Below are 23,228 nucleotides of genomic sequence, written 5' to 3' on the forward strand. Positions count from 1 at the left end.
AATCTTCAGACAATACAACAGGCATCATGATTTTCATGATGCCTGCAAATGGGCGATGTAGCGCCAGCGGATCAAAAAGAAATACAGGACCTGCGCCAATGTAAAACCACCGAGCACAAGCGCCATCTCCACCAAAATCGACAATTGGGCAAACTCATCCCACACTACCTGCAGAGAGATAAAAGCAAAGGCGCTGTGCAAAAGTGCCAGCGTCCATGGCAGGAAGAATTGAGGCACCAGTTGCCGGTTAACAATTCTTCCAAGTTCTTTGTCCGTCATGCCTAATCGAACCAACAGCAAATACTGTTTCCGATCCCGTTCGAGTCCCGTATACAGTTTGAAGTAGATAAAGCTTCCGGCGGCCAGCAGGAATACCGCTGCCACCATGACACCAATGAACAACAGCAGGGCAAAAGAAGATTTGAACCAGCGGTACTCTTCTCCCGGGTTTTCAAAAAAGAAGTTCAAACCACTGAAATCTTCAGATTCCAAAGCTTCTTCTACAATGCTTGCCAACCCTGCCCCGACAGCGGCTGTTTCCTCCCACTCCGGAATGTGAAATGCATAATAAGTGAAAGTGGACTGGCCCGCCGCATAACCCATAAGCGGCTCGTCAACTGCCGCGAAATCAGCGTCATTAACCACAATGCTGTTGTAATTCAATGTGTGAATCGGAAACATCAGCTGCGGATAGACCGCATTGATCGACAGCGGCACCTCACTTTCCATTAACACCGTTTCAACCTGGCTGTCTGCCAGTATATCCAGCGATTCCTTCGAATAAGGAATAAACAGCGCTTGGCCTTGAGCAGGGTTGACCGGCTCATAGCCGAGTGCCACGGCCAAACGGTTAAAGTCGGATGCCGAGACAATGTCCACGTCGTTTCCCGTAAAGCTGGATGTCTGCCGTTTCACAGTCAATGGAACCAGGTCATACGCTAAGCGTTCGTTTTCCAGTTCCTGTGTCAGGCCATCGATGTGCTGCTGTTCCTCATCGTTGCCATTAAACGAAATATAAATCAGGCCAAGCGGATTGGATTCGCGGAAATCGCCTGTATAGGAAGTGAACGACGCCAGTGTTCCCACTGTCAAAAATGCTACCGTCGAAACGATGGTAACGATAAAAAACATTTGGGCGCTGTCCTTCAGTTTGACTGACGATTCAGCCAAAGAAACAAGGCGGGTTTTATTCCAATAAATACTTTTGTTCTTTTTGTACATATTCAAAAGAAAATGGATGGAATGCGTAAAAAACAGATACGTACCAAGCGTTGCAAGCGGCGGGACGATCAGCACCATCATATAGACCGTGGCGTCGGTAACCACTGATGCCAGTACGTAGGACAACGCCAACAGCAAAAGGCCAGTGTAGGAAAGAACTGTCGAGGACTTTGTCACTTCTTCTGTTTTCCAGTACCCCTGCAGCAAATCGATCACCCGTTTTGTACGGATAAAAGACACACTGATGAGCGTGATGATGATGAACAGGCTGGCAAAAGCGGCAATCGTCAAAACGAACGGCTGCCACGAAACATACAGTGGCAAAGCCTCCAGCTGCATGATTTCACGGCCGATCATGAAGAAAAATTTCGTAAAAGCAAAACCGAAAGCGATCCCCGTAACGGTGGAAACCCCGCCGAGGATCACTGTTTCAAAAAAGATCAGCTTGTTCAATTGTTTTTTGGTCATCCCCAAATGGACCAGTACTCCAAACTCTTTCGAACGCGCCTGTAAAAACGCACTCATCGAATAAAACAAGAAAAATAAGGTGAAGATGTATAAGACAATTTCTGCGATGAACATGCCGCGGACGGCCAAAACCCGTAAACTGTCTTCTTCGAGCAGCGGATGGAAGATGAACATCGAATAGACGAAAAAGACCATGACCGAAAAAACGCTGGCCAGAAAAAAGGCGGCGTAGCTGCGACGGTTGCGCAGCACATTATAATAAGCGAGTTGCCGTAAGGTCATTGACGCTTCCTCCCAATAAGGACAGAACGTTTAAAATGCGCTGATAGAAGGTCTGTCTGCGGTCATCGCCGTAGATTTCGTTGAAAAATTCCCCATCTTTGATGAACAGGACACGATCGCAATAGCTTGCAGCAATTGGATCGTGGGTCACCATGATGGTCGTGGTATGTTGTTCCTTGCTGACTTTCGATAATAATTCCAATACGTCTTTTGAAGCTTTGGAATCCAGATTGCCCGTCGGTTCATCAGCCAGGATCAACGCCGGCCGATGAATCAGCGCACGACCGATGGCTGTTCGCTGGGCTTCACCACCGGAAATTTCGTTTGGCCGCTTATGCAGGATGGACCTCAGATTCAAACGTTTCGCCATGTCCAGCACACGCTGTGCCATTTCATCTGTCGGAATGTAATCAAGCGTCAACGGCAACACCAGATTTTCCTCCACTGTCAGCATCTGAAGCAAATTGAAATCCTGAAATACGAACCCCAGCTGTCTTCTGCGGAACAGAGCCAACTCATTTTGATCAAGAACCTGCGGATTGATGCCGTCTATTAAAATTTCCCCTGAAGTCAATACATCTATGGTGGAAATCAGATTCAGCAAAGTGGTTTTGCCACTGCCCGAAGGACCCATGACGGCCAGAAACTCCCCATTTTCCACGTTAAAACTTAATTGGTTGAGCGCACGGTGCGTCACTTTTCCTTCATATACTTTTGTCACTTCATCGACTTTCACTAGCGACATCATGTTCCCCTCCTGTTGCAGTGTCTTGGTTGTAGAACAAGACGGATACAGTCGTCCCTTCTCCTTGGACTGAATCGATGGTCAGGCGATGACCGAGTTTTTTACATACCTCTTTTGCCAGGTATAAGCCCATGCCGGTTGATTCGCCGGTCTTCCTTCCATTTTCTCCTGTAAAGAACGCTTTTGTTACACGTGGCAAGTCGGAAGACGGAATGCCGATTCCTTCATCCCGAATGGTCAGCAAAACATGATGATCTTTGCAGGATGCCTGGATATATATTTTCTTGTTCGCTTCGAATGTATATTTGACGGCATTCGTCAAAAACTGGCTCAGGATGAATTTCATCCATTTACGGTCGGTGGGCACCTGAATATCTTCCGCTATCGCCAGTTCCGGATAGACCCGCTTGGAGATGAACAGCCGCTTGTGTTCCGTCAGCAATTCTCCTGCAAGTTGACGCAAAGGAACCTGCTCTATCTGCATGTCCTGTTCAAATGTATCCAGCCTTGCATTCATAAGCACCGTATCCAGTCCTGTTTTCAGCCGCTCCAATTCTTCCCGGACGCTGTCTTTATCCAATTCCCCTTGTTGCTGAAGCAGCAATTGCATGACCGATAATGGAGTTTTCATTTGGTGTACCCATTGATTCATAAACTGAAGATGCCGGTTTTGCGCAGCATACAGCGCCTGCACTTCCTGTTGGTAAAGTCGGTAAAGGCTCTGTGTATAAGCTTCCATTTGCAGCTGTTCCGGCGATTTTCCATCACGTTGCAAAGCATGTTCCATCGCTTTTGGTGTTGAAGTTATTTTCTGATAAAAACGATACCTTTTGATAAAACGGGCAATTAGAAAAGTGATAACCAGCAGCGTACTGATAACAAACGAATAAATCGCCGTATCGGCGTTGCGGAAACCGTCCAGCCAATACAGCGCCAGGATAAAGGCCACGAGCAGGGCCTGAAAGACAATGAACGCCGCGTGCTCTTTTAAAAACAACCGCAGCATTTACTGTTCCTCCTCGTGAATCAATAACCGGTACCCTGCCCCGCGCACCGTCTCAATCGTAGACAGTACCTGGTACTCCGCCAGCTTTTTTCTGACGCGTGTCATATTGACATTCAACGTATTTTCATCAACAAACGCCTGGTCATCCCACAGCTCTTCCAGTAACTGTTCCCGCGTCACTACTTTCGGATATTGTGAAATCAACAACTCCAATATCGTGCACTCCTTTTTCTGCAATGGAATTGCCACTGTCTTGACCGTCAATTCCATTCGCTCCAAAAACAATTCGATACGGCCGGCCTTGACCGATCGTTCTTCCTGTTTTGGTGCATATTCGCCGTAGGCTCTGCGTAAATGGCTTTTTATTTTTGCAAGGACGATTTCATAATGGAAAGGTTTCGTGATAAAATCATCGCCACCGTTCTCCAATGCAAAAACCTGATCCATTTCACCAGACCGTGCAGAGATGAACAAAATCGGGCATGTTGTTTTCTGTCTGAGCTGCCGACACCAGAAGTAACCATCGTAGGAAGGTAAATTGATATCCAGCAAAATCAGATGGGGATCAAATGCTTCGACTTCTTCGAGAATTTGATCGAAATCCTTTGCTGTTTCTACTTCATAATGATATTTACGAAGCGTATCGGCCAGCATTTCAGCGATTTTCAAATCATCTTCCACGATAAAAATCCGTTGTGCAGACACAAGAACCCCCCTTTCTATTTCTTTTCACATTAGAAGCCTGACTTCTCCAGTGTCTTCAACCACTGTTTTGAAGACTGTCGATCACAGTATGTAACTTAGTCCCATTTTAACAAAAGAGCCTGCTCAATAGCAGACTCTTCAAGAATTCTTAATAAATTAATTTCAGGAAATCTTCCTTTGTAATTCCGCCAAGATACGTCGGAATGTCAAAACCACTGATGGCTTCGTCCAACGAAGCACGTTCGTATTTGACACCTTTAATGGCGTTTTCAATTTCCGACACATCACCGACACCGAAGAAATCTCCGTAAATATTGGCATCTTTGATAAAGCCTTTTTCAACTTGAAGCCGGACATCAATGCCTCCCACCGGAAAACGGTGCGAATGTTTAACATTGAATTTCGGCGATTTTCCATAATTCCAATCCCAGTTGCCGTAGCGTTTTTTGGAAAGGGCATGAATGTTTTCCCAATCTTCATCGGTCAGTTCCCAGTATTGGACTTTTTCTTCTCCTTCAAAAACCGAATGCAGAATAGCTGAACGGAATTCTGTGATGGTCATCGGTTCTTTCAAATACTCCGAAATATTTGCGACACGGCTGCGAATCGATTTGATGCCTTTCGATTCGATTTTTTCTTTGCTGACTTTCAGCGCAGATACAACTGCTTCCACTTCTGTATCAAACATCAGCGTGCCGTGGCTATACATGCGTCCTCTCGTCGAAAACTGGGCATTGCCTGAAATTTTGCGTCCTTCCACCATCAAATCATTGCGCCCGGACAGTTCCGCGTTGACGCCGAGGCTCTGTAAAGCTGCCACCACCGGCTCCGTGAACTTTCTGAAGTTGCGGAAGCTGTTGCCATCATCCACGGTGATGAAACTGTAATTCAAGTTACCTAAATCGTGATAGACTGCGCCTCCACCAGACAAGCGGCGAACGACATGAATGCCGTTTGAATCGACGTAATCAGTATTGATTTCTTCTGCTGTATTCTGGTTTTTCCCGACGATGATCGAAGGCTCGTTTATGTAAAACAATAGAAACGAGTCTTTTTCCACGTCCATCGTGTTCAGCAAATATTCTTCGATCGCCAGATTGATGCGCGGATCGGTAATTCCTTTATTGTCTACAAAATACATGATTCCACTCCTTTACCTTTTCTACTTTTCCAGTTTAACGGATTTTTCAAAAAAATTCATGATTAAGGGTTGACGGATTCCAACTGTTATAATACACTGTTTTAAACACGAACAGTACTATAACAAAAAGGAGCTGGAATAATTAATGGAAAACGTCGTCGAATTTTTCAAGAACCTGCCTTCTAAACAATGTACAAGCTGTGGAGAGAAAATCGAAGAACAACATGAATGCTATGGAACACAATGTGATTCCTGTAACGAACTGTAGTAATACAGTGCAATAATAGTAAAAGAGCAAGCGCCGATCAGCGCTTGCTCTTTTTATTAATGGCCGGAATGTTCGTTCATCTTGTCCATTCCCTGTGAATCGTCTGTGTCATCCGGTACGATTGATCCAGGGTCCGGATCACCGACTGTGATTTCCTGCTTTGGCATGACATGGAGACGTCGAGCTGTTGTATGAGCCTGCATATAATACAAGCCTTCTTCTTCGAAAACCGTTTCCGCTTCGTAGACTCCGTCTTCCACGTGCTCAGCTTCAATCATTTCGCTGTCGTCACGGTTACCGGACTCCCATACTTCGTAGACCACTTCATCCGCATCTTCGACCGCTTCGCCACCTTGTGTCACAGTCGCTGACAAAACGACGTTCTCTGCCACTTCTGTTTGTTCCGCTGTATTAATTTCCACAATAATTTCTTCTGGCATTTCACCGGCACCAGCAGTATCGTTGCCGTTTGTACCGCAGGCTGCAAGCAGTAAAATCGGCAAAACCCATCCTAGTAATCTTTTCATCTTTAACTAACCTCCGCATAATAATGCCAACTAGCAGCGGGCAAGAATTCGGTTCGCAGCCGCCATTCCCTGCTCGACACAATCCGGCAAAGCAAACCCGTCATAAGAGCCTCCCGCCAATTGGATCATTGGAAACACTTGCTGCATTTCCTTTTTTGTTTCCGCTATCCGCTCCTTGTGGCCAACCAAGTACTGGGGCATCGCGTGTTTCCAGCGGGAAACCACGGTAAATTCAGGGGTGGCTTCAACTCCCAATGATTTCTTCAAATCCGCCAGTACCATTTTTTCGATTTCTGTATCCGATAAATCCACAATCGCTTCATCCCCGACACGGCCAATGAATGTCCTGAACAACTTTTTGCCCTCCGGAGTCAGCGATGGCCATTTCCGGTGCGCCATGGAGCAGGCAGTGATGACCAGATCACTATTGCGTGCGACTACAAACCCGTTCAACTCCGAAGTGTCCCTTACCTGCTCTCCGGAAAATGCCATCGAAATCGTAGCAATCGAAGTGGAAGGCATATCTTTCACATTCTCCAATAACCCGAAAGGTTCGAACAAAGGCTGCGCATGCTTATGCGGAATGGCAAATACCACTTCATCCGCCAGTACAGAAGAACCATTGTTCAAGTTTAAGAGGACCTGATCACCGCTTTTTTCCACAGCCATCACTTTGATATTTTTCAATACTTTACAGTCCGCCAACTCTTTTTCCAAGGCGTAAATCAATGTAGACAACCCGCCATCGAACGTCTGGAACAGGCTTTTCGATTCTGTATCAAACCCCATCTGCTCCACTGTCCGGTTTTTCCTTAATCCTCGAATAAGGCTGCGCTGTTTTTGTTCGGTGTTTCCCAGTTCTGGAAAAGTCGAATGCAAGCTCAATTTGTCAATGTCTCCGGCGTAGACACCGGAAAAAAGCGGCTCCATTACATTTTCCACCATTTCATTGCCAAAGCGCCGACGTAAAAAACGGCCAAGCGGCTGATCTTCATCTTCCGCCAGTGATTGGGGCAGGATAAAATCTCCTGCCACACGTAATTTTCCACTCCATGAACATAACGAGGAAGTAAGAAAAGGAGAAAAAACCGTCGGTACACCCATAACAGATCCCGGCGGCAGTGGATGCAAATGATTTTCCACTGCAATACTGGTTTTTCCGGTAGAGTTCCGGATCAACCGGTCCTCTATCCCTAAATCGCGGGCCAACCGATTGATGCTTTTTTTGCGGGAGAGAAACGAATCAGGTCCACGTTCTATTACAAAACCATCTTTACGCAGCGTCTGGACCTTGCCACCCAGCCGGTGAGTCGCTTCGATCAAAGTAACTTCCAGTTCTACCCCCTGCTCTTTCGACTGCTTTTGTAAGTAGTAGGCAGCAGTTAGCCCCGTTATTCCGCCACCGACTACTGCCACTTTCCGTACTCGTGCCGCCACATTTCCCCCTCGCTTTCCTCATCTTTTACTTTTCAGCCAATTTCTTCAGTACCACATCCGCTAAGCCGTCAATGAACAATGGCTGAACGTTCGGCATTTTAGGACGACGGTACGTGGCACCCAGTTCATCACACACCACTTTGCACTCGTAATCATTGTCAAACAGCACTTCCAAATGGTCCGCAACAAAACCGACTGGCGTATAAACAAAAGAGGTATATCCTTTTTGTTCGAACAATTCACGAGTCAAGTCCTGCACATCCGGCCCGATCCACGGTTCCGGCGTCTGCCCGGCACTTTGCCAGCCAACTTCAACGTTATCGACACCCGCAGCCTGTGAAATCAAGTCAGCTGTTTCTTTCAATTGATCCGGATATGGATCGCCATTGGCAATGATTTTCTCCGGCAATGAATGAGCTGAGACAATCAGGCAGGCTTTTGCCCGTTCCTCTTCGGACATTTCTGCAAAAGCATCTTTCACTTGTTCGCCCCAGTACTGGATGAATTTCGGTTCTGTATACCAGCTTTCCACAGATGTCAGTGAAATTCCGGCTTTTTCAGCAGCCTCTGCTGCGCGGCCGTTATACGATTTCACTGAGAACGTGGAGAAATGTGGTGCCAGCACAATCGATACTGCTTCAGTAATGCCATCCTGTTTCATCGCTTCCACTCCATCTTCAACAAATGGTTCAATGTGCTTCAAGCCAAGGTAAACTTTGAATTCGATATCATCCTGTACTTCGTTCAACCGGTCGCGCAACGCTTCCGCCTGGTCCTGCGTGATTTTTGCAAGCGGTGATAATCCGCCGATCGCTTTATAGCGGCTGCGCAAATCTTCAATGCTTTCTTCGCTCGGCTTGCGGCCGTGGCGGATATGCGTGTAATAGCGTTCGATGTCTTCTTCTTTATACGGCGTACCATACGCCATCACTAATAATCCCATTGTCTTTTTCAATCTGATCACCTCAAAAAAATTTTTTACATTCTATTGATTTGTTTTTGAATATAAGCAGAAAATTTCACTGCAATCCGCTTGGCGCTTTGGGGATGACTCCCGCAAGAAGCCAGGCAAAGAACGCCTGTCTCCTTGCTTCGTCGCTTATGCTGCCCCCATAGACGTGCCGGCGCTAAGAAATTTATTAAGTCATGAGCAATTTTATGCTTTCGCGCTGTTTTCCTAAAAGATATGGAGCAAACCAGCGAAGAAAACTCCACTGTCTCTGCATCTCTGCGCTGCTTCGTCGCAAAGACATTGGCCGCGGCAAGCGCAGCTGGTTTGCGGAATATCGGTGAGAAAAATAATTAAACTTATATAATTGTTCTAGTTATTCGCTTTGTAAGCAGCGCTGTATTCGTGAACGAATGCAGTCAGACGCTTTAGTGTGTCCGGCTGCACTTCCGGGAAAACGCCGTGTCCCAGGTTGAAGATATAGCCGTCCTGCTGCATGCCCATATCCAATATCGCTTTGGCGCGCTTTTCGATGACAGGCCAGTCAGCCAACAGGAAGGAAGGATCGAAGTTCCCCTGCAGCGATTTGGTCAGTCCCATTTCGCGGGCCTCGGAAATCGGCAGACGCCAATCAAGACCGACTACATCCACTGGCAAGTCGTGCCACTCTTTCGCTAAATGGCTGGCTCCTACACCAAAGATTGTCAATGGAACACCCAATGTCCGCAATTCTGCAAAGATACGATCCATGACCGGCTTGATGAAAATACGGTAATCTTCCACATTCAATGCGCCAACCCACGAATCAAAGATCTGAACAGCTTTTGCGCCAGCCAAAACTTGCGCTTTCACATAAGGGATAATCGTATCGGCCAGTTTGTCCATAAGTGCAAACCACATTTCCGGCTGTGATGCCATCATCGCTTTTGTTTTGTTGTAGCTCTTGGAAGGGCCGCCTTCTATCATGTAGCTGGCCAAAGTAAAAGGTGCTCCTGAAAAACCGATTAACGGCACATTCAATTGTTCCTGTGTCAAGAGACGGATGGTTCCCAGCACATAATCGACGTCTTGTTCAGGGTTGATTTCCCCAAGTTTTTCAATGTCAGACATTGTACGGATCGGATTACTGATGACAGGTCCGACTCCTGCTTTGATTTTTACGTCCACACCGATTGCCGGCAGCGGTGTCACGATGTCTTTGTACAAAATAGCCGCGTCCACATTATACTGATCTACCGGCAGCTTTGTGACATAGGCACAGAGCTCTGGCTGGTGCGTGATTTCTTCCAACGAATATTTTTCTTTGATCTTCCGGTATTCCGGCTGCGAACGGCCTGCCTGGCGCATATACCATACTGGTACATGGTCCGTTTTCTCGCCGCGGGCAGCCCGCAAATAAGTGTCATTGAATACTGTCATTCTGAATGTTCATCCCTTCATCACTGTCTTCTGCTGCGTCTATCTTTATGTCCGTACTTACTATAGACGCTCCCTTGCTTATTGTATAGTTTCCGCGCTCAAATGTCATAAAATAGACGCTTATAAAGTCACCAGTTGGACAAGATGTGTTTCGTGTAATTTTCTTCAGGGAACGCTATAATAAGAGTGTTGTATATTTAAGGAGGGGAATTTTGTGAATTTGTTTATGACCACTGGAACGTATGAGTACATGAAAAAAATGCGTGACAAATACCCGGAGGAAACGATGGTCGTCATGCAGGGAGAAAACACCACGCTGGTCCTCCACGAAACGGAAGGGAAAACTGTTTTTCAAACACCTCGCCGCTACGAAGTTGTAGACGGAACAGGCGAGTTCAAAGAAAAAGGGTTTTTTGTCTTCAATAATATACCGGTAACGGACGAAGGACGGCCGATTTTTGAACACCGTTTCAAAAACCGGGCAGGCGCCATTGAAAACGAACCCGGCTATATCGCTTTCCGTGTACTGCGTCCACTCGATTCCGACACATATGTCGTATTGACCGAATGGGAGTCCCCTGCATTTTTCGAAAAATGGAAAGAATCGCAGGCATTTTCCAAAGCCCATGCCAAGCCGGCTGAAGGCAGTGCGGAAAAACGGCCGAATATTTTTTCCGGCTCTTCTTATGTGACAACGTATAAAGCAAAACCTGAAGAAGATTAATAAGAGCCTGGTCTTCTCAAAAGACCAGCTACATAATGAACAGGAGGAAATTACTTGGTTTTTGTTATTTTTATTCTCGCTGCCATTCTCACGGTGTATGCGTCGATCAAACTGTCCGAATACGCCGATGTCATCAGCGAAAAAACAGCAATGGGTGGCATGATGGTCGGTACACTGCTATTGGCAGGTGCCACATCCCTACCCGAAGTTTCTACCAGCTTTTCTGCAGCTGCCATCGGCAATGCCGATATCGCAGTCGGCAATATGGTCGGCTCCAACCTTTTTAACTTATTCATCCTGGGAGCATTCGACTTTATTCTCCGAAAGCGCCGGATCCTGGACCGTGCTTCACGGGACAATATTTATACTGCGCTACTCGGACTATTATTAACTGTTTTGGTAATCATGGCGCTTTGGCTGCGCATTGATATTCAAATCCTTGGTGTTGGTCTGGATGCTTTGATCATCGCAGTTTCATACATTGTCGGTATGGTGGTCATTAACAAGCTGCCATCACTTGATCCTGTTGCAGAAGCTGCGGCAGAAGAGGAAGAAGAACCGGATAACCCAAGCGCTACACTGTCTCCAAAAGGGGCGATTATCCGTTTCATCATTGCCGCGTTGGTCATTTTGGCAGCAGGGACTGCCCTTTCCATTACCGGTGATGAAATTGCCATCATAACAGGAATCGGTTCCAGCTTTATCGGCAGCTTCCTGATTGCTGCTGCCACTTCGCTTCCTGAAGCCATCTCTGTATTCGTTGCATTGCGCTTAAGCAACGTCAATATGGCGGTCGGGGCGATTCTCGGAAGCAACATTTTCAATATGATCATTTTGGCGTTATCGGATCCTGTCTACACGGAAGGAACGATCATCGGCAATGTTTCCGGAGCCAGCATGATCATCGCGTTGGGTGTACTGGTCATGTCGCTTCTTGCTTTATATGCGCTAATCCGTAAAAACAGTGCGACTGTGATGACCTATGCTCTTCCGTCGGCGATAATCGTCGTGGTTTACTTTATCGCATCGTACTTAAACTTTACTTACTAAAAAAATATTGACATCAACATTCTGCAAAACAGCTGCACTTTCTCAAAAGTCGCAGCTGTTTGCTTTCATTCTGGATTAAAAAAGAGCCTATCCGCTCTTTTTTTTGTGCTATTATTTAATAATAACCACTTAAATTTCCGGAAGGGGTCTTTTCAATGATTGAAAAAATTTATGCGGAGCTGGACGCCGCTTATACCGAAATGGTGGAAATCCGCCGTTACCTGCACATGCATCCAGAGCCTTCTTTTGAAGAAAAGAGAACAGCCTATTATATCCACCATTATTACGAGCAGCTTGGAGTGGAAGTAAAGCATGGAGTCGGCGGCAATGGAATCGTCGCTACCATTCGCGGCGCCAAACCCGGCAAAACCGTGGCCTTGCGCGCCGATTTTGATGCGCTGCCAATCCAGGACCAAAAAGACGTCTCTTATAAATCGACGGTACCAGGCGTCACGCATGCTTGCGGACATGACGGCCACACTGCCACACTTCTGGTACTGGGAAAAATTCTGCATGCAATGCGCGAAGAACTTCCTGGGACGTACGTACTGATTCATCAGCATGCTGAAGAATTGGCTCCGGGCGGTGCCAAACCAATGATTGAAGACGGCGCGCTTGACGGCGTTGACGTCATTTTTGGAACACATCTTTGGTCGATGACGCCTTACGGCAGAATCGATTACCGTGTAGGTCCCATCATGGCTGCCGCAGACCGCTTTTCCATCAAAGTCCAGGGACGCGGCGGCCACGGAGCTAACCCGCACGAAACAAAAGATGCAGTGGTCATCGCTTCTCAACTCGTGACGAATTTACAGCAATTGGTTTCGAGACGTGTTGATCCCTTGGAATCGGCTGTTTTGTCCGTCGGCTCTTTTGTAGCGGAAAACCCATTCAACATCATTGCTGACCAAGCGCTTTTATCCGGAACTGTTCGCACATTCAGTGAAGACATCCGCAATTTAATGGAAACCGAGATGGAGCGTGTGGTGGAAGGAACCAGCCTGGCAAACGGCAGCAGCCATGAGTTCTCATTTGTCCGGGGCTATCCGGCAGTTGTCAATCATGAAGCCGAAACCATGTACTTGAAAAACATTGCCGAAACCGTTCCAGGAGTCAATGAAGTATATAATGCACCTCCTCAAATGGGCGGAGAAGATTTTGCCTATTACCTAGAAAAAGTGCCAGGCACTTTCTTCTTTACCGGAGCGATGCCGGACGGCGATGCCTACCCGCACCATCATCCGAAATTCGACTTTAAGGAAGAAGCCATGCTTGTAGCAGCCAAAACCCTGGCCGCTGCTGCAGTCAATGTGCATAACTGACTATAAGGAAAGCCCTGCATGTGAAAATGCAGGGCTTTTTCTATTTCTTTTTATTTTTATTCGTAAAGAAAACGGTGATTCCCGACACTGCCAGGATGGTGATGAAAACAGCCAGTGCCACGAGCGGCTCAGAGACTATTAAAAGGACGACGGCCGCTAATACAGCCTGCAGTGACTGCATGATCAAAATCAGCTTCCGCACCGCCGTTTCCCTGCTGAAATTCGTCAAAGGAAACAATTGGTCCATCCGGAAATGCTGTGTCTGCGTCAGCCCCTGCTGCAACTGGATGGCGGAAGCAAACGCCAATGCTCCTGCAAAGACAAGGATAGCGACTTGAAATGGGATCAGCCAAGCCCCTGCCATTACGAGCACCGTCAGCCGGACCCACAGGTAAAACAGCTCATCAGAACGGATGAAGGTCCTCCATACGAGATAGAAATGCGCATTTTGGGGTCCGGGTTTGATGAACCCATACACCCAATTGAGCCACATTCTCGTTTTGATCTTTCCTTTTATGTGTGGCACATCCGTAAAGTAATTGGCAAACTGATAAAAACGCAGCATCCGGTTTTCTTCCAGATCGATAAAATGCTCATAAGCGAATGCCTGTCCCGCCGTTTTGTGCTTGGTCCAACGACCGTAAAAAATCATGGCGAATAAGACCAACCCCGCCAGCAGCAATTGCCCTTCTACGTAAAAGTAGACAAATGACGCTGCTGCAAGAAACCGGATGAGGCGATCCCCCCACGCGTTTTCGCCCGCCTTCATCTGACGGAACGAAAACTCGGTCTGGATGTTCCACCATTTCAACAGCAGCAGCAAAATCGGGAACCCGATGTAATAAGAAGCGTTCATGCCGTATAAGGCGTTGACCATCGGCAAAGACACGATAAAAGCGATAACGGGAAAATACAATTGAGAAAAAAAGGACCATTTCAATGCTGGTTTGAGAAATTCACCCAATCTGCTTTCCATAGGAAGAAAATATACCGAATCCGCCCGTTTCAATAATGTCGACGGCGGACTGTAAGCAAGCAATAACCCGAATAGAAGGGCCAATACCCACGCGCCCGGAAAGTCTTCGGGAATATTCTGTACCCAATCACTGTAGGCGTATCCGGCTGCGCCGATGACAAACAGCAGCACCACCGCAATATGCCCGGTAAATATATATTTTAAATAATTTTGGACTTCCACCATATATGTTTGAAGCCGCTTCGACCAAAGATCATGCAAATTCTTCATTGATTTCATCCTCAGTCATCGCTATATACAAATCATCCAGCGAAGCGTCCGGCATATTGAATGCTTCGCGCAGATCCTTCATCGTCCCGCTCGCACGGATGGTACCGTTATGCAGAAGAATAATCCGGTCACAATAACGTTCGGCAGTGGACAGGATATGAGTGGACATTAACACCGATGCCCCTTTTTTCTTTTGCTGCTCCATTTGCTCCAATAACGATTTGATGCCCAGCGGATCAAGACCGACAAACGGCTCGTCGATGATATACAAATCCGGATCCACCAAAAATGCGCTCATGATCATCACTTTCTGCCGCATTCCTTTGGAGAAATGAGAAGGAAACCACTTCAGCCGCCTTTCCATCCGGAACTCTTTCAGCAATGCTGCAGAGCGCTGCTCAAAACGTTCTTTGTCCAGACCGTATGCCATCGCGGTCAATTCCAGATGCTCGCGCAGCGTCAATTCTTCGTATAAAACAGGAGTCTCCGGAATATAGGAAAACGACGAGCGATAAGCGTCCATGTCCTGCTGAAACGTCTTGCCGTTGAGCCGGATTTCCCCTGCTTTCGGTTCCATCAATCCGATGATGTGCTTGATCGTAGTACTTTTCCCCGCACCGTTCAAGCCGATCAAACCGACCAGCTCCCCTTTTTTTATCGAAAATGAAACATCTTTTAAAACGGGCTTTCGCGTATATCCTCCCGTTAATGATTGAACTTCCAAAACCGCCACTTCCAACACCTCTTTCATATGACATTATATCAAAACTGCCGACAATTTCGATCGAAACGGGGTTTCAAGTCTTTCTTTCTTAATTTCTTCAAAATTTATGTAACATAAAAACCACATCAGCGTGAAGAGAGCTGATGTGGTCCATCCAGTTGATGCAATTCTTATATTTTCCCTCTGTAAGGCATATAGGGTTGGAAGGGAACGTTCATAACAGACAGCGGTATCTCAATCTTGTCTCCCATTTGAATTTCATAAGGCGTGGTTAAACGGTTCGCTTCTTTCAAGTCTTCTACCGACAAATCATATTGCTCGGCAATATACTCCAATGATTCTCCTGACGCCATTTGATGCTCTTTTCGAATTCTTTCTATTTTACAGGCAGACTGTTTAAACTGAGGCTGCTTGGAAAGCGGATCAACAAAATCAGCCGTCAAATCATTGGCGGCTTCTTTTTTTGCCCAGCTGCCGAAATGGAAAGGAACAAATACCAATCCTTTCTGTACAGCATCCCCAATCCGTGCAGGCACTTCAATCCATCCGCGAGGCGATGAAACCCGCACTACCTCGCCTTGGAGGATGGACAACTCTTTTGCGTCTTCTGTATGAATCTCCACGTATCCATGTTGTGCTGCCATATGGAGGATGGGAGACCGTGCTGTCTTGGTGCGCGTATGCCAATGCCAGACGAGCCGGCCGGTTGTCAGCCACATTGGAAACGATTTGTTCGGCTGTTCCGCCGGCGGCAAATAGTGGGTGGGATGGAGAAGCGCTCTCCCGTCCGCTTTTTTATCCGCAAATTCTTTTTTTGTCAAAGCGCGTCCAGTAAACTGATCTTTGCCGTAACTTTGCGCATCTTCCACCGTTGTATGAAAAGTAAAATCCGAATACAGCCGTGGTGTGCCGAGAGAATCTTCACTTGGAACCGGCCATCTTAAGCCGTTATGCTTTTCAAGCCTGTCATACGTAATGCCCGTCATATCACAAGGGCGTCCCTTGGAGACCCGTTTGAATTCTTCAAAACATTCTTCCGGCGTGGTAAAAGTGAGGAGCGGATGTCCATCCTTGTCCTGTAAATCCATACGCTTCGAAAAATCAAGGAAAATGTCAAAGTCGGATTTTACGCCTTCAGGTGGTTCCACTGCTTTTCGCACAAGGTTGATCGTCCGGTCTGCGTTTTCCATCGTCCCTTCTTTTTCGCCCCACATAGCAGCAGGAAGTACGACATCTGCTACCGCAGTGGTTTCCGTTAAGAACGGATCCTGCACGACGACAAATGTATTCTCCATCGCTTTTTTGGCCCGTTGCCGGTTCGGAAGAGATACCATCGAGTTTGTGCCTATATTCCAAAACAACCCGATTTCTCCATTTTCAATCATGGTGATATGTTCTTCGATTCCTTTTTCAGGACCTACTGGCAATGTCATCATCTCAACATTCCATAACTCCGCCATTTCTTTTATATGATCCGGGTTTGTATGGTTGCGGTGTGCGGGATACGTTCCAACCCCACCTGCTGTCCGGTTGGCGGAAGAACTCGGCTGCCCTGCCATGTGCAAAGGACCGCTTCCCGGCTTTCCGATCAATCCCCTGATCAAATGAAAATTATTGATCGCAACGCAAGCCGTCGTTGCATCTGCGCTTTGATAAGTCCCCTGTAGCGTTGTGGTGACCAAAGAGTCAGTCGTACCCAGTTGTTCGGCAGCCCGCTTTAATGTTTCCAGTGGAATGCCCGTAACCTCTTCCGCTTTTTCCAATGGCCATTCTGCAAGTGCATCCGCCATTTCTTCGAAGCCAATTGTATGCTGGGCAATAAAATCCGTATCAATCTGTTTGTTTTTCACGACTTCACTGACCAAGCCATTCAAAAGAGCGACATTGGAACCCGGGTAAAGCTGAAGATGTAAATCCGCTTCCTTCGCAGTCAATGTTTTTCTTGGGTCCACTACAATCAGATACGGCTTTCCTGTTTTTTTCTTACGCTCCATGATTCGTTCAAACAACACTGTCCCTGTTTCCGCCAGATTGTGTCCGAACAGCATCAATGTATCGGTTTGGTCCACATCGTCATAAGAAGCGGGCGTTCCGTCTGCACCGAACGACTGCAGCAGACAAAACTCCGTCGTTGCTGTACACAACCGTGTATTGGCATCCATTAAATGAGTCTGCAATCCGGCACGTCCGATTTTTGCCAGTGCATAATAATCTTCGAGAAACCCTTGCCCCGTCGAATAGATGCTGATGCTGTTGGTTCCTTTCTCTTCCATGGACTGTTTGGCTTTGCTGACGATCAAGTTCATGGCATCATCCCAGGAAGCAGGCTCCAACGTTCCCTCTTTGTTTCTGATCAGTGGCGTGGTCAGCCGGTCAGGCGCATTATTGGCATACCATTGGTTTTCCCCTTTCGGTCCCAGACGGCCGCGGTTGATCGGATGGTCGCCATTGCCTTTGACACCAACAATTTTTCCATCTTTGACAGCTGTGTAACATCCACAGCCTACTGAACAAATATTACAAGTGCTGTATACCCATCGATCCACTTCTCCCTGGCTGTAGACGTTTTGATCAATTCGTTCATCTTCCCAGGTCCATGCCATTCTTTAGCCCCTCCTATCGAATTGTTGGAATGTAAAAAGTAGGTACCACGAATTTAATTTCTTCCTCCCCGTAAATCTTCTCCAATTCCATGGCTGCGTCTTCCAGGCTTTTCTTCATCTCAGGAAACACGGGTTTGAGCTCTTCAAATACGGATTTTGATGGAAGATTCATCCAATCATTGGCTCTGCCCCAAGCGCCGAACAACGGATTGGCAATTTCATGGTCGTGATAGACGATGCTGATATATTCCCTCACTGTAGCAAGTTCCGCTTGTTCCTCCTCTTTTAATTCGGGCAGCAATTTTGTCAATGTCTGTTTCTGCTCTTCAATCGACGCCCGAACCAAGGTTAATAACGGATGGTCAAAAGGGCTTGTCTCCTCCAATATTCGATTGGCGTTGTCCAAAACGTCTGAAAACAGGTTTTGAAGTTTTGTTGCCATCTTCTCACCTCCATTCTTTTTTCGGTATGCTCTCCTTACAACTTATGCCGGCTGACTTTTTGCTCATAATTCAATTTACTGAACTAGTTCCTTTAATAGAGCCATGATAAACATTGTTGGCAATCTTCTCATCCCCTGCCATAACTGCTTGGGACTTCCCATTCCGCCAGAGTCCAAAACGGAAGGCACTGCGTCTGATTAATATGGTAAACTGAAAGGAAACAGAAAGGATGATGACAATGACCGATTGTATTTTCTGCAAAATCATTGAAGGCGAAATCCCCAGTGTAAAAGTTTACGAAGATGACCATGTATATGCATTCATGGACATTATGCCGCTGTCAAAAGGACACACACTGCTCATCCCGAAATCACATAAGGCAAATATCTATGAGTTGTCTTCCGAGGAAGCAGCAAACTTATTTTCAGTCGCACCGAAAATCGCCCAGGCAATCAAAGAAACGTTCGAGCCCGTAGGCATGAACTTGCTGAACAACGCCGGCGAACAAGCGGGTCAAAGTGTCTTCCATTTCCACTTGCACTTTATCCCCCGCTACGGCGAAACAGATGGTTTTGGAATGAAATGGGTCAGCAAAGAAAAAGAATTCACATCCGAACGCATCCAGCAGCTCGCTGAACAAGTAAAAGAAAAACTAAGTTGAACTAAAGAATTATCCTTTTACTCTCCGCTTCGGTCGCTTTGGGCAGAAATCGGTGCTCCTGTTTCTGCATCGCTGCGCTAGCTTCGAAACATGAAAGGGCGTTGCATCGCTGCGCTGCTTCGTCGCAAAGGTATTGGACGCGCCGGCGCTGAATAAGCACTCTGCTGTTAGAAAAGAATTTTTTGGTTAACTTTTTGATGATTGCCTGCTTCGATATGGAGCAAAACAGCGGAGACTCCAGCGGGAGCAGTAAACGTGTTGGGCCACCAACACGTTTGCGATGAAGTGCTGAAATCCACTCGGGCGTCTAGCCCGAGTTAGTTCAGCGCAAGCCCGCAGGAAATACATGGGCCGAACTCCCTTCGGCCCTGTATTTGCGACGAAGCAGCGCAGCGATGCAGGAGCACAGGGTTTTAGCGCAGCTGTTTTGCGGAATATCGTCAGATTAAAATGATTAGTTCAACTTATATAAGTTGAAAATGCTTGATTTAAACCGCTGTAACAGATAGAATCATGATAAGTTTTCGCTGTCGGCCACGAGGGCACGCCAGGAAAAACAAAACTAGCTTTGAGCTGAGGAGAGATGAGAAATGAATACGAAGAACTTGGTATTGATGGCGCTGTTAGTCAGCGTAGGGGCTGCACTTTACGTGATTATCCCCGGAATTAACGGCGGCATGAAACCCGATTTTATGCTGACGATGATGTTTGTCGGGATCCTGCTGTTCCCTAATGTAAAGTCGGTATTTTTACTGGCGGTGACAACCGGAGTCATTTCCGGCCTGTTCTCCACATTTCCGGGAGGATTTTTTCCGAATATCGTTGACAAATTTGTAACGGCGTTTGTCTTTTTTGCAGCTGTAGTTGTGTTGAAGAAATTTGTTTCGAAACTTCCAGTTGCCATCATTCTATGTGCGGGCGGTACGGTCCTGTCAGGGAGCGTCTTCCTGTCGGCTGCCATTTTCATCATTGGAGCCAATATTCCATTCAGTCTGCTTTTTGCGACGGTGGTATTGCCGGCAATGGCGTTGAACGCCATCGCGTTCGCCTTGATCTATCCGATTGTCATCACATTGGTCAAACGGTCGAAGTTCGAAACCGCCGTTTCGCAAACAGCATAAAGAAAAAGCTTTTCCCTGTATTTCAGGGAAAAGCTTTTTTTCGTTGAATAGTCATTCACCTTTATGTTTTAATTAATTGAAACAGTGGAAAACAACGTTATAGGACGAAAGGGGCGTTTGGCTGATGAAAGCATCAACATTTTTTCTAGGACTTACTACTGGACTCGCAGCTGGAGCTGCAGCCACATTATTTTCCACACCCCAATCCGGGAAAGAATTGCGCACTTCCATGAAAACTGCATCTTCCGATTGGAAAGAAAAATTAGCGGATGTAAAAGAGAAAATTGATAACTTGAAAGAGTCGGTGTCTGAGCTGACCACCGAAGCAAAAGAACAACTCCCCGAAACAATGGATGAGTTGAAGAAATCGTTGGAAAAATGGCAGGAAGAAACGGCTCCCGCCAAAGAACATCTTCAGCTTGAAATACTGGCAATCCAGAATTCGATGGAAGCACTGGAAAAGGCCATCAGCAAGAACAAGAAAAAAGACGATGAGCAAGAACAGGAAAAGAAAAGCTACATTGAGTACAGCGACACTGACGACGATTCCGATAAAGACTCCGACAAAGAGTCCAAATAAGGATGACAAACTGCCTAAATGGCAGTTTTTTTTTAGGCTTTTAAATTTTTTTATTATTCACACTTTAATCCTCTTTGTTTTACTGCTATAATAAAGAAAAATATTTGGGGGAAGTTGGTGCAGTATTATGAATGAACGGGAATACACGATGAAAGAAGCAATGTTATTTAGCCAACGTATTGGCCAGTTGTCGAAAGCACTATGGAAAGCAGTAGAAAAAGACTGGCAAATGTGGATTAAACCATATGATTTAAATATTAACGAACATCATATCCTATGGATTTCCTATCACCTGCGAGGAGCTTCCATTTCCGACGTAGCCAAATTTGGCGTCATGCATGTTTCCACTGCTTTTAATTTTTCAAAAAAATTAGAGGAGCGGGAGTTGCTCGCTTTTTCAAAACGCGATACCGATAAGCGCAATACATATGTCGAATTGACGAAAAAAGGAGAAGATCTGATGGCGGAGATGATTGAAAATTATCACGAGACTCCCCATTCAGTGATCGATGGAGCGATGCCGCTGCGTGATCTGTACGGAAAATTCCCGGAATTTCTGGATGTCATGTGTGTTATTCGAAATATCTATGGCGATGATTTTATGGAAATTTTCGAAGCTTCCTTTAAGAACATCGAAGAAAAGTTCAGTGAGGAAAATCATATTATCGAAGCCATTGAGAATTGATGAAAGCCCTCTCAAAAATTTAATGTATTAACCTATTGCATTTCCCGGAAAATCATCGTATTGTATGTATCGACTCATAAGAGAATTTTACTTAGAGGAGATGCATCGCATGCATTGCTGGAAAACTATAAATGTAAAAAAACAATACGGATTTGACCGTTTATTCATGCTGTCTTCACTAAGTGGCCTTGGTGTTTTCATGATCTTTTACGTCGCATTGAATATATTCTATTCCGCCACTTTATCGGATCAGTATTTTCTGCTGTTCCTGTTGTCGATGATCGCTCTTTATCCGCTTCATAAACTATGCCATTTTCTGCCGCTTGTCGGTTGCCGAAGAAGTATACGCCTTGTTTTTAAAAAACAACTGGGATTGATTCCGCTGATTTCATTGCGCATCAAAGAGCCGGTTCCTAAAATGCATTTTATTTTCGCATTGATCTCTCCTTTTTTACTGATCAACTCAAGCATCATTCTGCTGGTCGCCAGCATGCCGGCTTACAGTCATTATTTCGCGATGCTGTTCGCTTTTCATTGTGCGCTGTGTTTGACTGATCTGGTTTATATCCGGAACTTATCCCGCTCACCTAAATACGCACTGATCGAGGAAACGGAAAACGGGTTTCAAATTCTTGTGCCGCAAGTAATTTCCTAAACCTGTTTTTTATCTCGGTATTTGTTATACTAGAACCTAAGGTCAGAGGGGAGGAAGCTCATGATTATCGGCTTAGTTGTTGTGTTCTCGATACTCTATTTATTCCAAATCAATCGAATGACATATGCGCTTGTCACTTCACGGGAAATCCCTGAAGAAAACCATCAAAAAATATTCCGTACAATCAATATATTGATTACGATATTACTGGTATCTTTATATGTAGGCGTAGAATTTACTCCATAAGTTCATTTGCCCTCAGCAAATGAACTTTTTGTATGAAACTTTTCCGGTCGGCGAGCGTCTGAATTAAAGTGAGACTTACATCCAGAAAGAAAGTTAGGAGAGAAAACATGAAAAAATCAATATTGACTTTATCTTTGGCTGCCTCTGTATTGGCGTTGTCAGCATGCAGCGACAATGGTTCAGGAGACAGTGAAGTTGTTGTATCCTCTGAAGTGGGAGACATTACAAAAGACGACCTTTACGAAGAAATGAAAACATCTGTCGGAAAACAAGCCGTGCAGATTTTAATGATTGAAAAAGTGCTCAGCGATCAATACGAAGTAACCGAAGAAGAAGTCGACGAAGAATTCGAAAGCAACAAAGAACAAATGGGTGAGAGCTTTGAACAGTTCCTTGCTCAAAACAATCAGACTGAAGAAAGTTACCGGAAAGTGATTCGCTTGAATTTACTGCAGGAAAAAGCGCTGACTGAAGATGTCGAAGTAACAGACGAAGAAATTGAAGCACAATATGAACGTCAAGGTACAGAACTGAACGCACGCCACATCCTCGTGGAAGATGAAGAAACTGCAACTTCCATCAAGGAAGAATTGGACGCTGGCGGTGACTTCGCTGAATTGGCTGAAGAGCATTCAACTGACGGTTCTGCAGCAGATGGCGGCAACCTGGATTGGTTCGGAGTCGGTCAGATGGTTCCGGCATTCGAAGAAGCTGCCTATAACCTGGAAGTCGATGAAATCAGTGAACCTGTACAGTCGGAATTCGGTTTCCACATTATCCAGGTTACCGAAAAGCGGGAAGTTGAAGATCAACCGGCACTGGAAGATCAGCGCGAGTCAATTCGCCTCGATATTGCCATGTCAAAAGCTGACCAGGCTGCATTAATCCCGAAAGTAGCGGAAATGATGGAAGAAGCCAATATCGATATCAAAGACGAAGAATTGCAAGGTGCATTGGACGAAATCATGAATGCCCAAGCAGCTCCTGCTCAATAATAGCA

Annotated in this window: 24 protein-coding genes; 11 read left to right on the forward strand and 13 right to left on the reverse strand. The window is 46.0% G+C overall.

Annotated elements, in window-relative coordinates:
• Positions 1–33 precede the first annotated feature (33 nt).
• The 5 genes from EEX84_RS09930 to EEX84_RS09950 all read right to left on the reverse strand — a co-directional run bounded on the left by EEX84_RS09930 (position 34) and on the right by EEX84_RS09950 (position 5,568).
• Positions 34–1,971, reverse strand: a complete 1,938-nt coding sequence (locus EEX84_RS09930; RefSeq protein WP_123165485.1) for an FtsX-like permease family protein — start codon at positions 1,969–1,971, stop codon at positions 34–36.
• Positions 1,943–2,716 (reverse strand): ABC transporter ATP-binding protein, encoded by a 774-nt coding sequence (locus EEX84_RS09935; protein WP_123165486.1) that lies wholly within the window; start codon positions 2,714–2,716, stop codon positions 1,943–1,945. Before EEX84_RS09935 ends, EEX84_RS09930 begins: the two co-directional genes overlap by 29 nt.
• Positions 2,694–3,722 (reverse strand): sensor histidine kinase, encoded by a 1,029-nt coding sequence (locus EEX84_RS09940; RefSeq protein ID WP_123165487.1) that lies wholly within the window; start codon positions 3,720–3,722, stop codon positions 2,694–2,696. Before EEX84_RS09940 ends, EEX84_RS09935 begins: the two co-directional genes overlap by 23 nt.
• On the reverse strand, positions 3,723–4,427 hold the full coding sequence (locus EEX84_RS09945; RefSeq protein WP_123165488.1) for a response regulator transcription factor: 705 nt from the start codon (positions 4,425–4,427) through the stop codon (positions 3,723–3,725).
• 148 nt (positions 4,428–4,575) lie between these two features.
• Positions 4,576–5,568, reverse strand: a complete 993-nt coding sequence (locus tag EEX84_RS09950; RefSeq protein ID WP_123165489.1) for a lipoate--protein ligase — start codon at positions 5,566–5,568, stop codon at positions 4,576–4,578.
• A gap of 145 nt (positions 5,569–5,713) precedes the next feature.
• Here EEX84_RS09950 and yhfH point away from each other — a divergent pair, with 145 nt between their 5' ends.
• Entirely contained in the window at positions 5,714–5,836 is a 123-nt protein-coding gene (gene yhfH, locus EEX84_RS09955; RefSeq protein WP_123165490.1) for a protein YhfH, read from the forward strand.
• Positions 5,837–5,892: 56 nt separating this feature from the next.
• Here yhfH and EEX84_RS09960 read toward each other — a convergent pair whose 3' ends face one another.
• From EEX84_RS09960 to hemE, 4 genes are all read right to left on the reverse strand, one after another.
• Entirely contained in the window at positions 5,893–6,363 is a 471-nt protein-coding gene (locus tag EEX84_RS09960; protein ID WP_123165491.1) for a FixH family protein, read from the reverse strand.
• Positions 6,364–6,393: 30 nt separating this feature from the next.
• Complete coding sequence (hemY, locus tag EEX84_RS09965; protein WP_123165492.1) at positions 6,394–7,800, reverse strand: protoporphyrinogen oxidase; 1,407 nt, start codon at positions 7,798–7,800, stop codon at positions 6,394–6,396.
• Between the two features lie 25 nt (positions 7,801–7,825).
• Entirely contained in the window at positions 7,826–8,743 is a 918-nt protein-coding gene (gene hemH / locus EEX84_RS09970) for a ferrochelatase (protein ID WP_123165546.1), read from the reverse strand.
• 378 nt (positions 8,744–9,121) lie between these two features.
• On the reverse strand, positions 9,122–10,168 hold the full coding sequence (gene hemE / locus EEX84_RS09975; protein WP_123165493.1) for a uroporphyrinogen decarboxylase: 1,047 nt from the start codon (positions 10,166–10,168) through the stop codon (positions 9,122–9,124).
• Between the two features lie 214 nt (positions 10,169–10,382).
• Between hemE and EEX84_RS09980 the strand changes: the two genes are divergently transcribed.
• From EEX84_RS09980 to EEX84_RS09990, 3 genes are all read left to right on the forward strand, one after another.
• On the forward strand, positions 10,383–10,892 hold the full coding sequence (locus EEX84_RS09980; RefSeq protein ID WP_123165494.1) for an antibiotic biosynthesis monooxygenase family protein: 510 nt from the start codon (positions 10,383–10,385) through the stop codon (positions 10,890–10,892).
• A gap of 54 nt (positions 10,893–10,946) precedes the next feature.
• Complete coding sequence (locus tag EEX84_RS09985; protein ID WP_123165495.1) at positions 10,947–11,942, forward strand: sodium:calcium antiporter; 996 nt, start codon at positions 10,947–10,949, stop codon at positions 11,940–11,942.
• A 155-nt stretch (positions 11,943–12,097) separates the two neighbouring features.
• Entirely contained in the window at positions 12,098–13,264 is a 1,167-nt protein-coding gene (locus EEX84_RS09990; protein ID WP_123165496.1) for an amidohydrolase, read from the forward strand.
• Positions 13,265–13,304: 40 nt separating this feature from the next.
• Here EEX84_RS09990 and EEX84_RS09995 read toward each other — a convergent pair whose 3' ends face one another.
• The 4 genes from EEX84_RS09995 to EEX84_RS10010 all read right to left on the reverse strand — a co-directional run bounded on the left by EEX84_RS09995 (position 13,305) and on the right by EEX84_RS10010 (position 18,279).
• Positions 13,305–14,510: an ABC transporter permease gene (locus tag EEX84_RS09995; protein WP_123165497.1), complete on the reverse strand. Its 1,206-nt coding sequence runs from the start codon at positions 14,508–14,510 to the stop codon at positions 13,305–13,307.
• A complete protein-coding gene (locus EEX84_RS10000) occupies positions 14,494–15,243 on the reverse strand; it encodes an ABC transporter ATP-binding protein (protein ID WP_123165498.1) in 750 nt (249 codons plus the stop codon). Before EEX84_RS10000 ends, EEX84_RS09995 begins: the two co-directional genes overlap by 17 nt.
• 161 nt (positions 15,244–15,404) lie before the next feature.
• The gene (locus EEX84_RS10005; RefSeq protein WP_123165499.1) at positions 15,405–17,837 is read right to left on the reverse strand and encodes a molybdopterin-dependent oxidoreductase; all 2,433 of its coding nucleotides are present in this window, start codon (positions 17,835–17,837) and stop codon (positions 15,405–15,407) included.
• A gap of 13 nt (positions 17,838–17,850) precedes the next feature.
• Positions 17,851–18,279 carry a hypothetical protein gene (locus tag EEX84_RS10010; protein ID WP_123165500.1) on the reverse strand — a complete coding sequence of 143 codons (429 nt, stop codon included), beginning with the start codon at positions 18,277–18,279 and terminating at the stop codon, positions 17,851–17,853.
• A 239-nt stretch (positions 18,280–18,518) separates the two neighbouring features.
• Between EEX84_RS10010 and EEX84_RS10015 the strand changes: the two genes are divergently transcribed.
• From EEX84_RS10015 to EEX84_RS10045, 7 genes are all read left to right on the forward strand, one after another.
• Complete coding sequence (locus EEX84_RS10015; RefSeq protein WP_123165547.1) at positions 18,519–18,941, forward strand: HIT family protein; 423 nt, start codon at positions 18,519–18,521, stop codon at positions 18,939–18,941.
• 590 nt (positions 18,942–19,531) lie between these two features.
• The gene (locus EEX84_RS10020) at positions 19,532–20,062 is read left to right on the forward strand and encodes a tryptophan transporter (protein WP_123165501.1); all 531 of its coding nucleotides are present in this window, start codon (positions 19,532–19,534) and stop codon (positions 20,060–20,062) included.
• 124 nt (positions 20,063–20,186) lie between these two features.
• Positions 20,187–20,642 (forward strand): YtxH domain-containing protein, encoded by a 456-nt coding sequence (locus EEX84_RS10025; protein ID WP_123165502.1) that lies wholly within the window; start codon positions 20,187–20,189, stop codon positions 20,640–20,642.
• Positions 20,643–20,769: 127 nt separating this feature from the next.
• A complete protein-coding gene (locus EEX84_RS10030) occupies positions 20,770–21,327 on the forward strand; it encodes an HTH-type transcriptional regulator Hpr (protein ID WP_123165503.1) in 558 nt (185 codons plus the stop codon).
• A gap of 109 nt (positions 21,328–21,436) precedes the next feature.
• On the forward strand, positions 21,437–21,982 hold the full coding sequence (locus EEX84_RS10035) for a DUF3267 domain-containing protein (RefSeq protein ID WP_123165504.1): 546 nt from the start codon (positions 21,437–21,439) through the stop codon (positions 21,980–21,982).
• A gap of 60 nt (positions 21,983–22,042) precedes the next feature.
• Positions 22,043–22,228: a hypothetical protein gene (locus EEX84_RS16680; RefSeq protein ID WP_123165505.1), complete on the forward strand. Its 186-nt coding sequence runs from the start codon at positions 22,043–22,045 to the stop codon at positions 22,226–22,228.
• A 107-nt stretch (positions 22,229–22,335) separates the two neighbouring features.
• Positions 22,336–23,223 (forward strand): peptidylprolyl isomerase, encoded by an 888-nt coding sequence (locus tag EEX84_RS10045; protein WP_123165506.1) that lies wholly within the window; start codon positions 22,336–22,338, stop codon positions 23,221–23,223.
• Positions 23,224–23,228 lie beyond the last annotated feature (5 nt).

Source organism: Planococcus salinus (assembly GCF_003719725.1).
In the GTDB taxonomy this organism is placed as follows: domain Bacteria; phylum Bacillota; class Bacilli; order Bacillales_A; family Planococcaceae; genus Planococcus; species Planococcus salinus.

Coding starts and splice junctions, on each gene's coding strand:
- EEX84_RS09930 (WP_123165485.1), bottom strand. CDS start 1,971: ATGACCTTACGGCAACTCGCTTATTATAATGTGCTGCGCAACCGTCGC.
- EEX84_RS09935 (WP_123165486.1), bottom strand. CDS start 2,716: ATGTCGCTAGTGAAAGTCGATGAAGTGACAAAAGTATATGAAGGAAAA.
- EEX84_RS09940 (WP_123165487.1), bottom strand. CDS start 3,722: ATGCTGCGGTTGTTTTTAAAAGAGCACGCGGCGTTCATTGTCTTTCAG.
- EEX84_RS09950 (WP_123165489.1), bottom strand. CDS start 5,568: ATGTATTTTGTAGACAATAAAGGAATTACCGATCCGCGCATCAATCTG.
- yhfH (WP_123165490.1), top strand. CDS start 5,714: ATGGAAAACGTCGTCGAATTTTTCAAGAACCTGCCTTCTAAACAATGT.
- EEX84_RS09960 (WP_123165491.1), bottom strand. CDS start 6,363: ATGAAAAGATTACTAGGATGGGTTTTGCCGATTTTACTGCTTGCAGCC.
- hemH (WP_123165546.1), bottom strand. CDS start 8,743: ATGGGATTATTAGTGATGGCGTATGGTACGCCGTATAAAGAAGAAGAC.
- hemE (WP_123165493.1), bottom strand. CDS start 10,168: ATGACAGTATTCAATGACACTTATTTGCGGGCTGCCCGCGGCGAGAAA.
- EEX84_RS09990 (WP_123165496.1), top strand. CDS start 12,098: ATGATTGAAAAAATTTATGCGGAGCTGGACGCCGCTTATACCGAAATG.
- EEX84_RS09995 (WP_123165497.1), bottom strand. CDS start 14,510: ATGAAGAATTTGCATGATCTTTGGTCGAAGCGGCTTCAAACATATATG.
- EEX84_RS10005 (WP_123165499.1), bottom strand. CDS start 17,837: ATGGCATGGACCTGGGAAGATGAACGAATTGATCAAAACGTCTACAGC.
- EEX84_RS10010 (WP_123165500.1), bottom strand. CDS start 18,279: ATGGCAACAAAACTTCAAAACCTGTTTTCAGACGTTTTGGACAACGCC.
- EEX84_RS10015 (WP_123165547.1), top strand. CDS start 18,519: ATGACCGATTGTATTTTCTGCAAAATCATTGAAGGCGAAATCCCCAGT.
- EEX84_RS10020 (WP_123165501.1), top strand. CDS start 19,532: ATGAATACGAAGAACTTGGTATTGATGGCGCTGTTAGTCAGCGTAGGG.
- EEX84_RS10025 (WP_123165502.1), top strand. CDS start 20,187: ATGAAAGCATCAACATTTTTTCTAGGACTTACTACTGGACTCGCAGCT.
- EEX84_RS10030 (WP_123165503.1), top strand. CDS start 20,770: ATGAATGAACGGGAATACACGATGAAAGAAGCAATGTTATTTAGCCAA.
- EEX84_RS10035 (WP_123165504.1), top strand. CDS start 21,437: ATGCATTGCTGGAAAACTATAAATGTAAAAAAACAATACGGATTTGAC.
- EEX84_RS16680 (WP_123165505.1), top strand. CDS start 22,043: ATGATTATCGGCTTAGTTGTTGTGTTCTCGATACTCTATTTATTCCAA.
- EEX84_RS10045 (WP_123165506.1), top strand. CDS start 22,336: ATGAAAAAATCAATATTGACTTTATCTTTGGCTGCCTCTGTATTGGCG.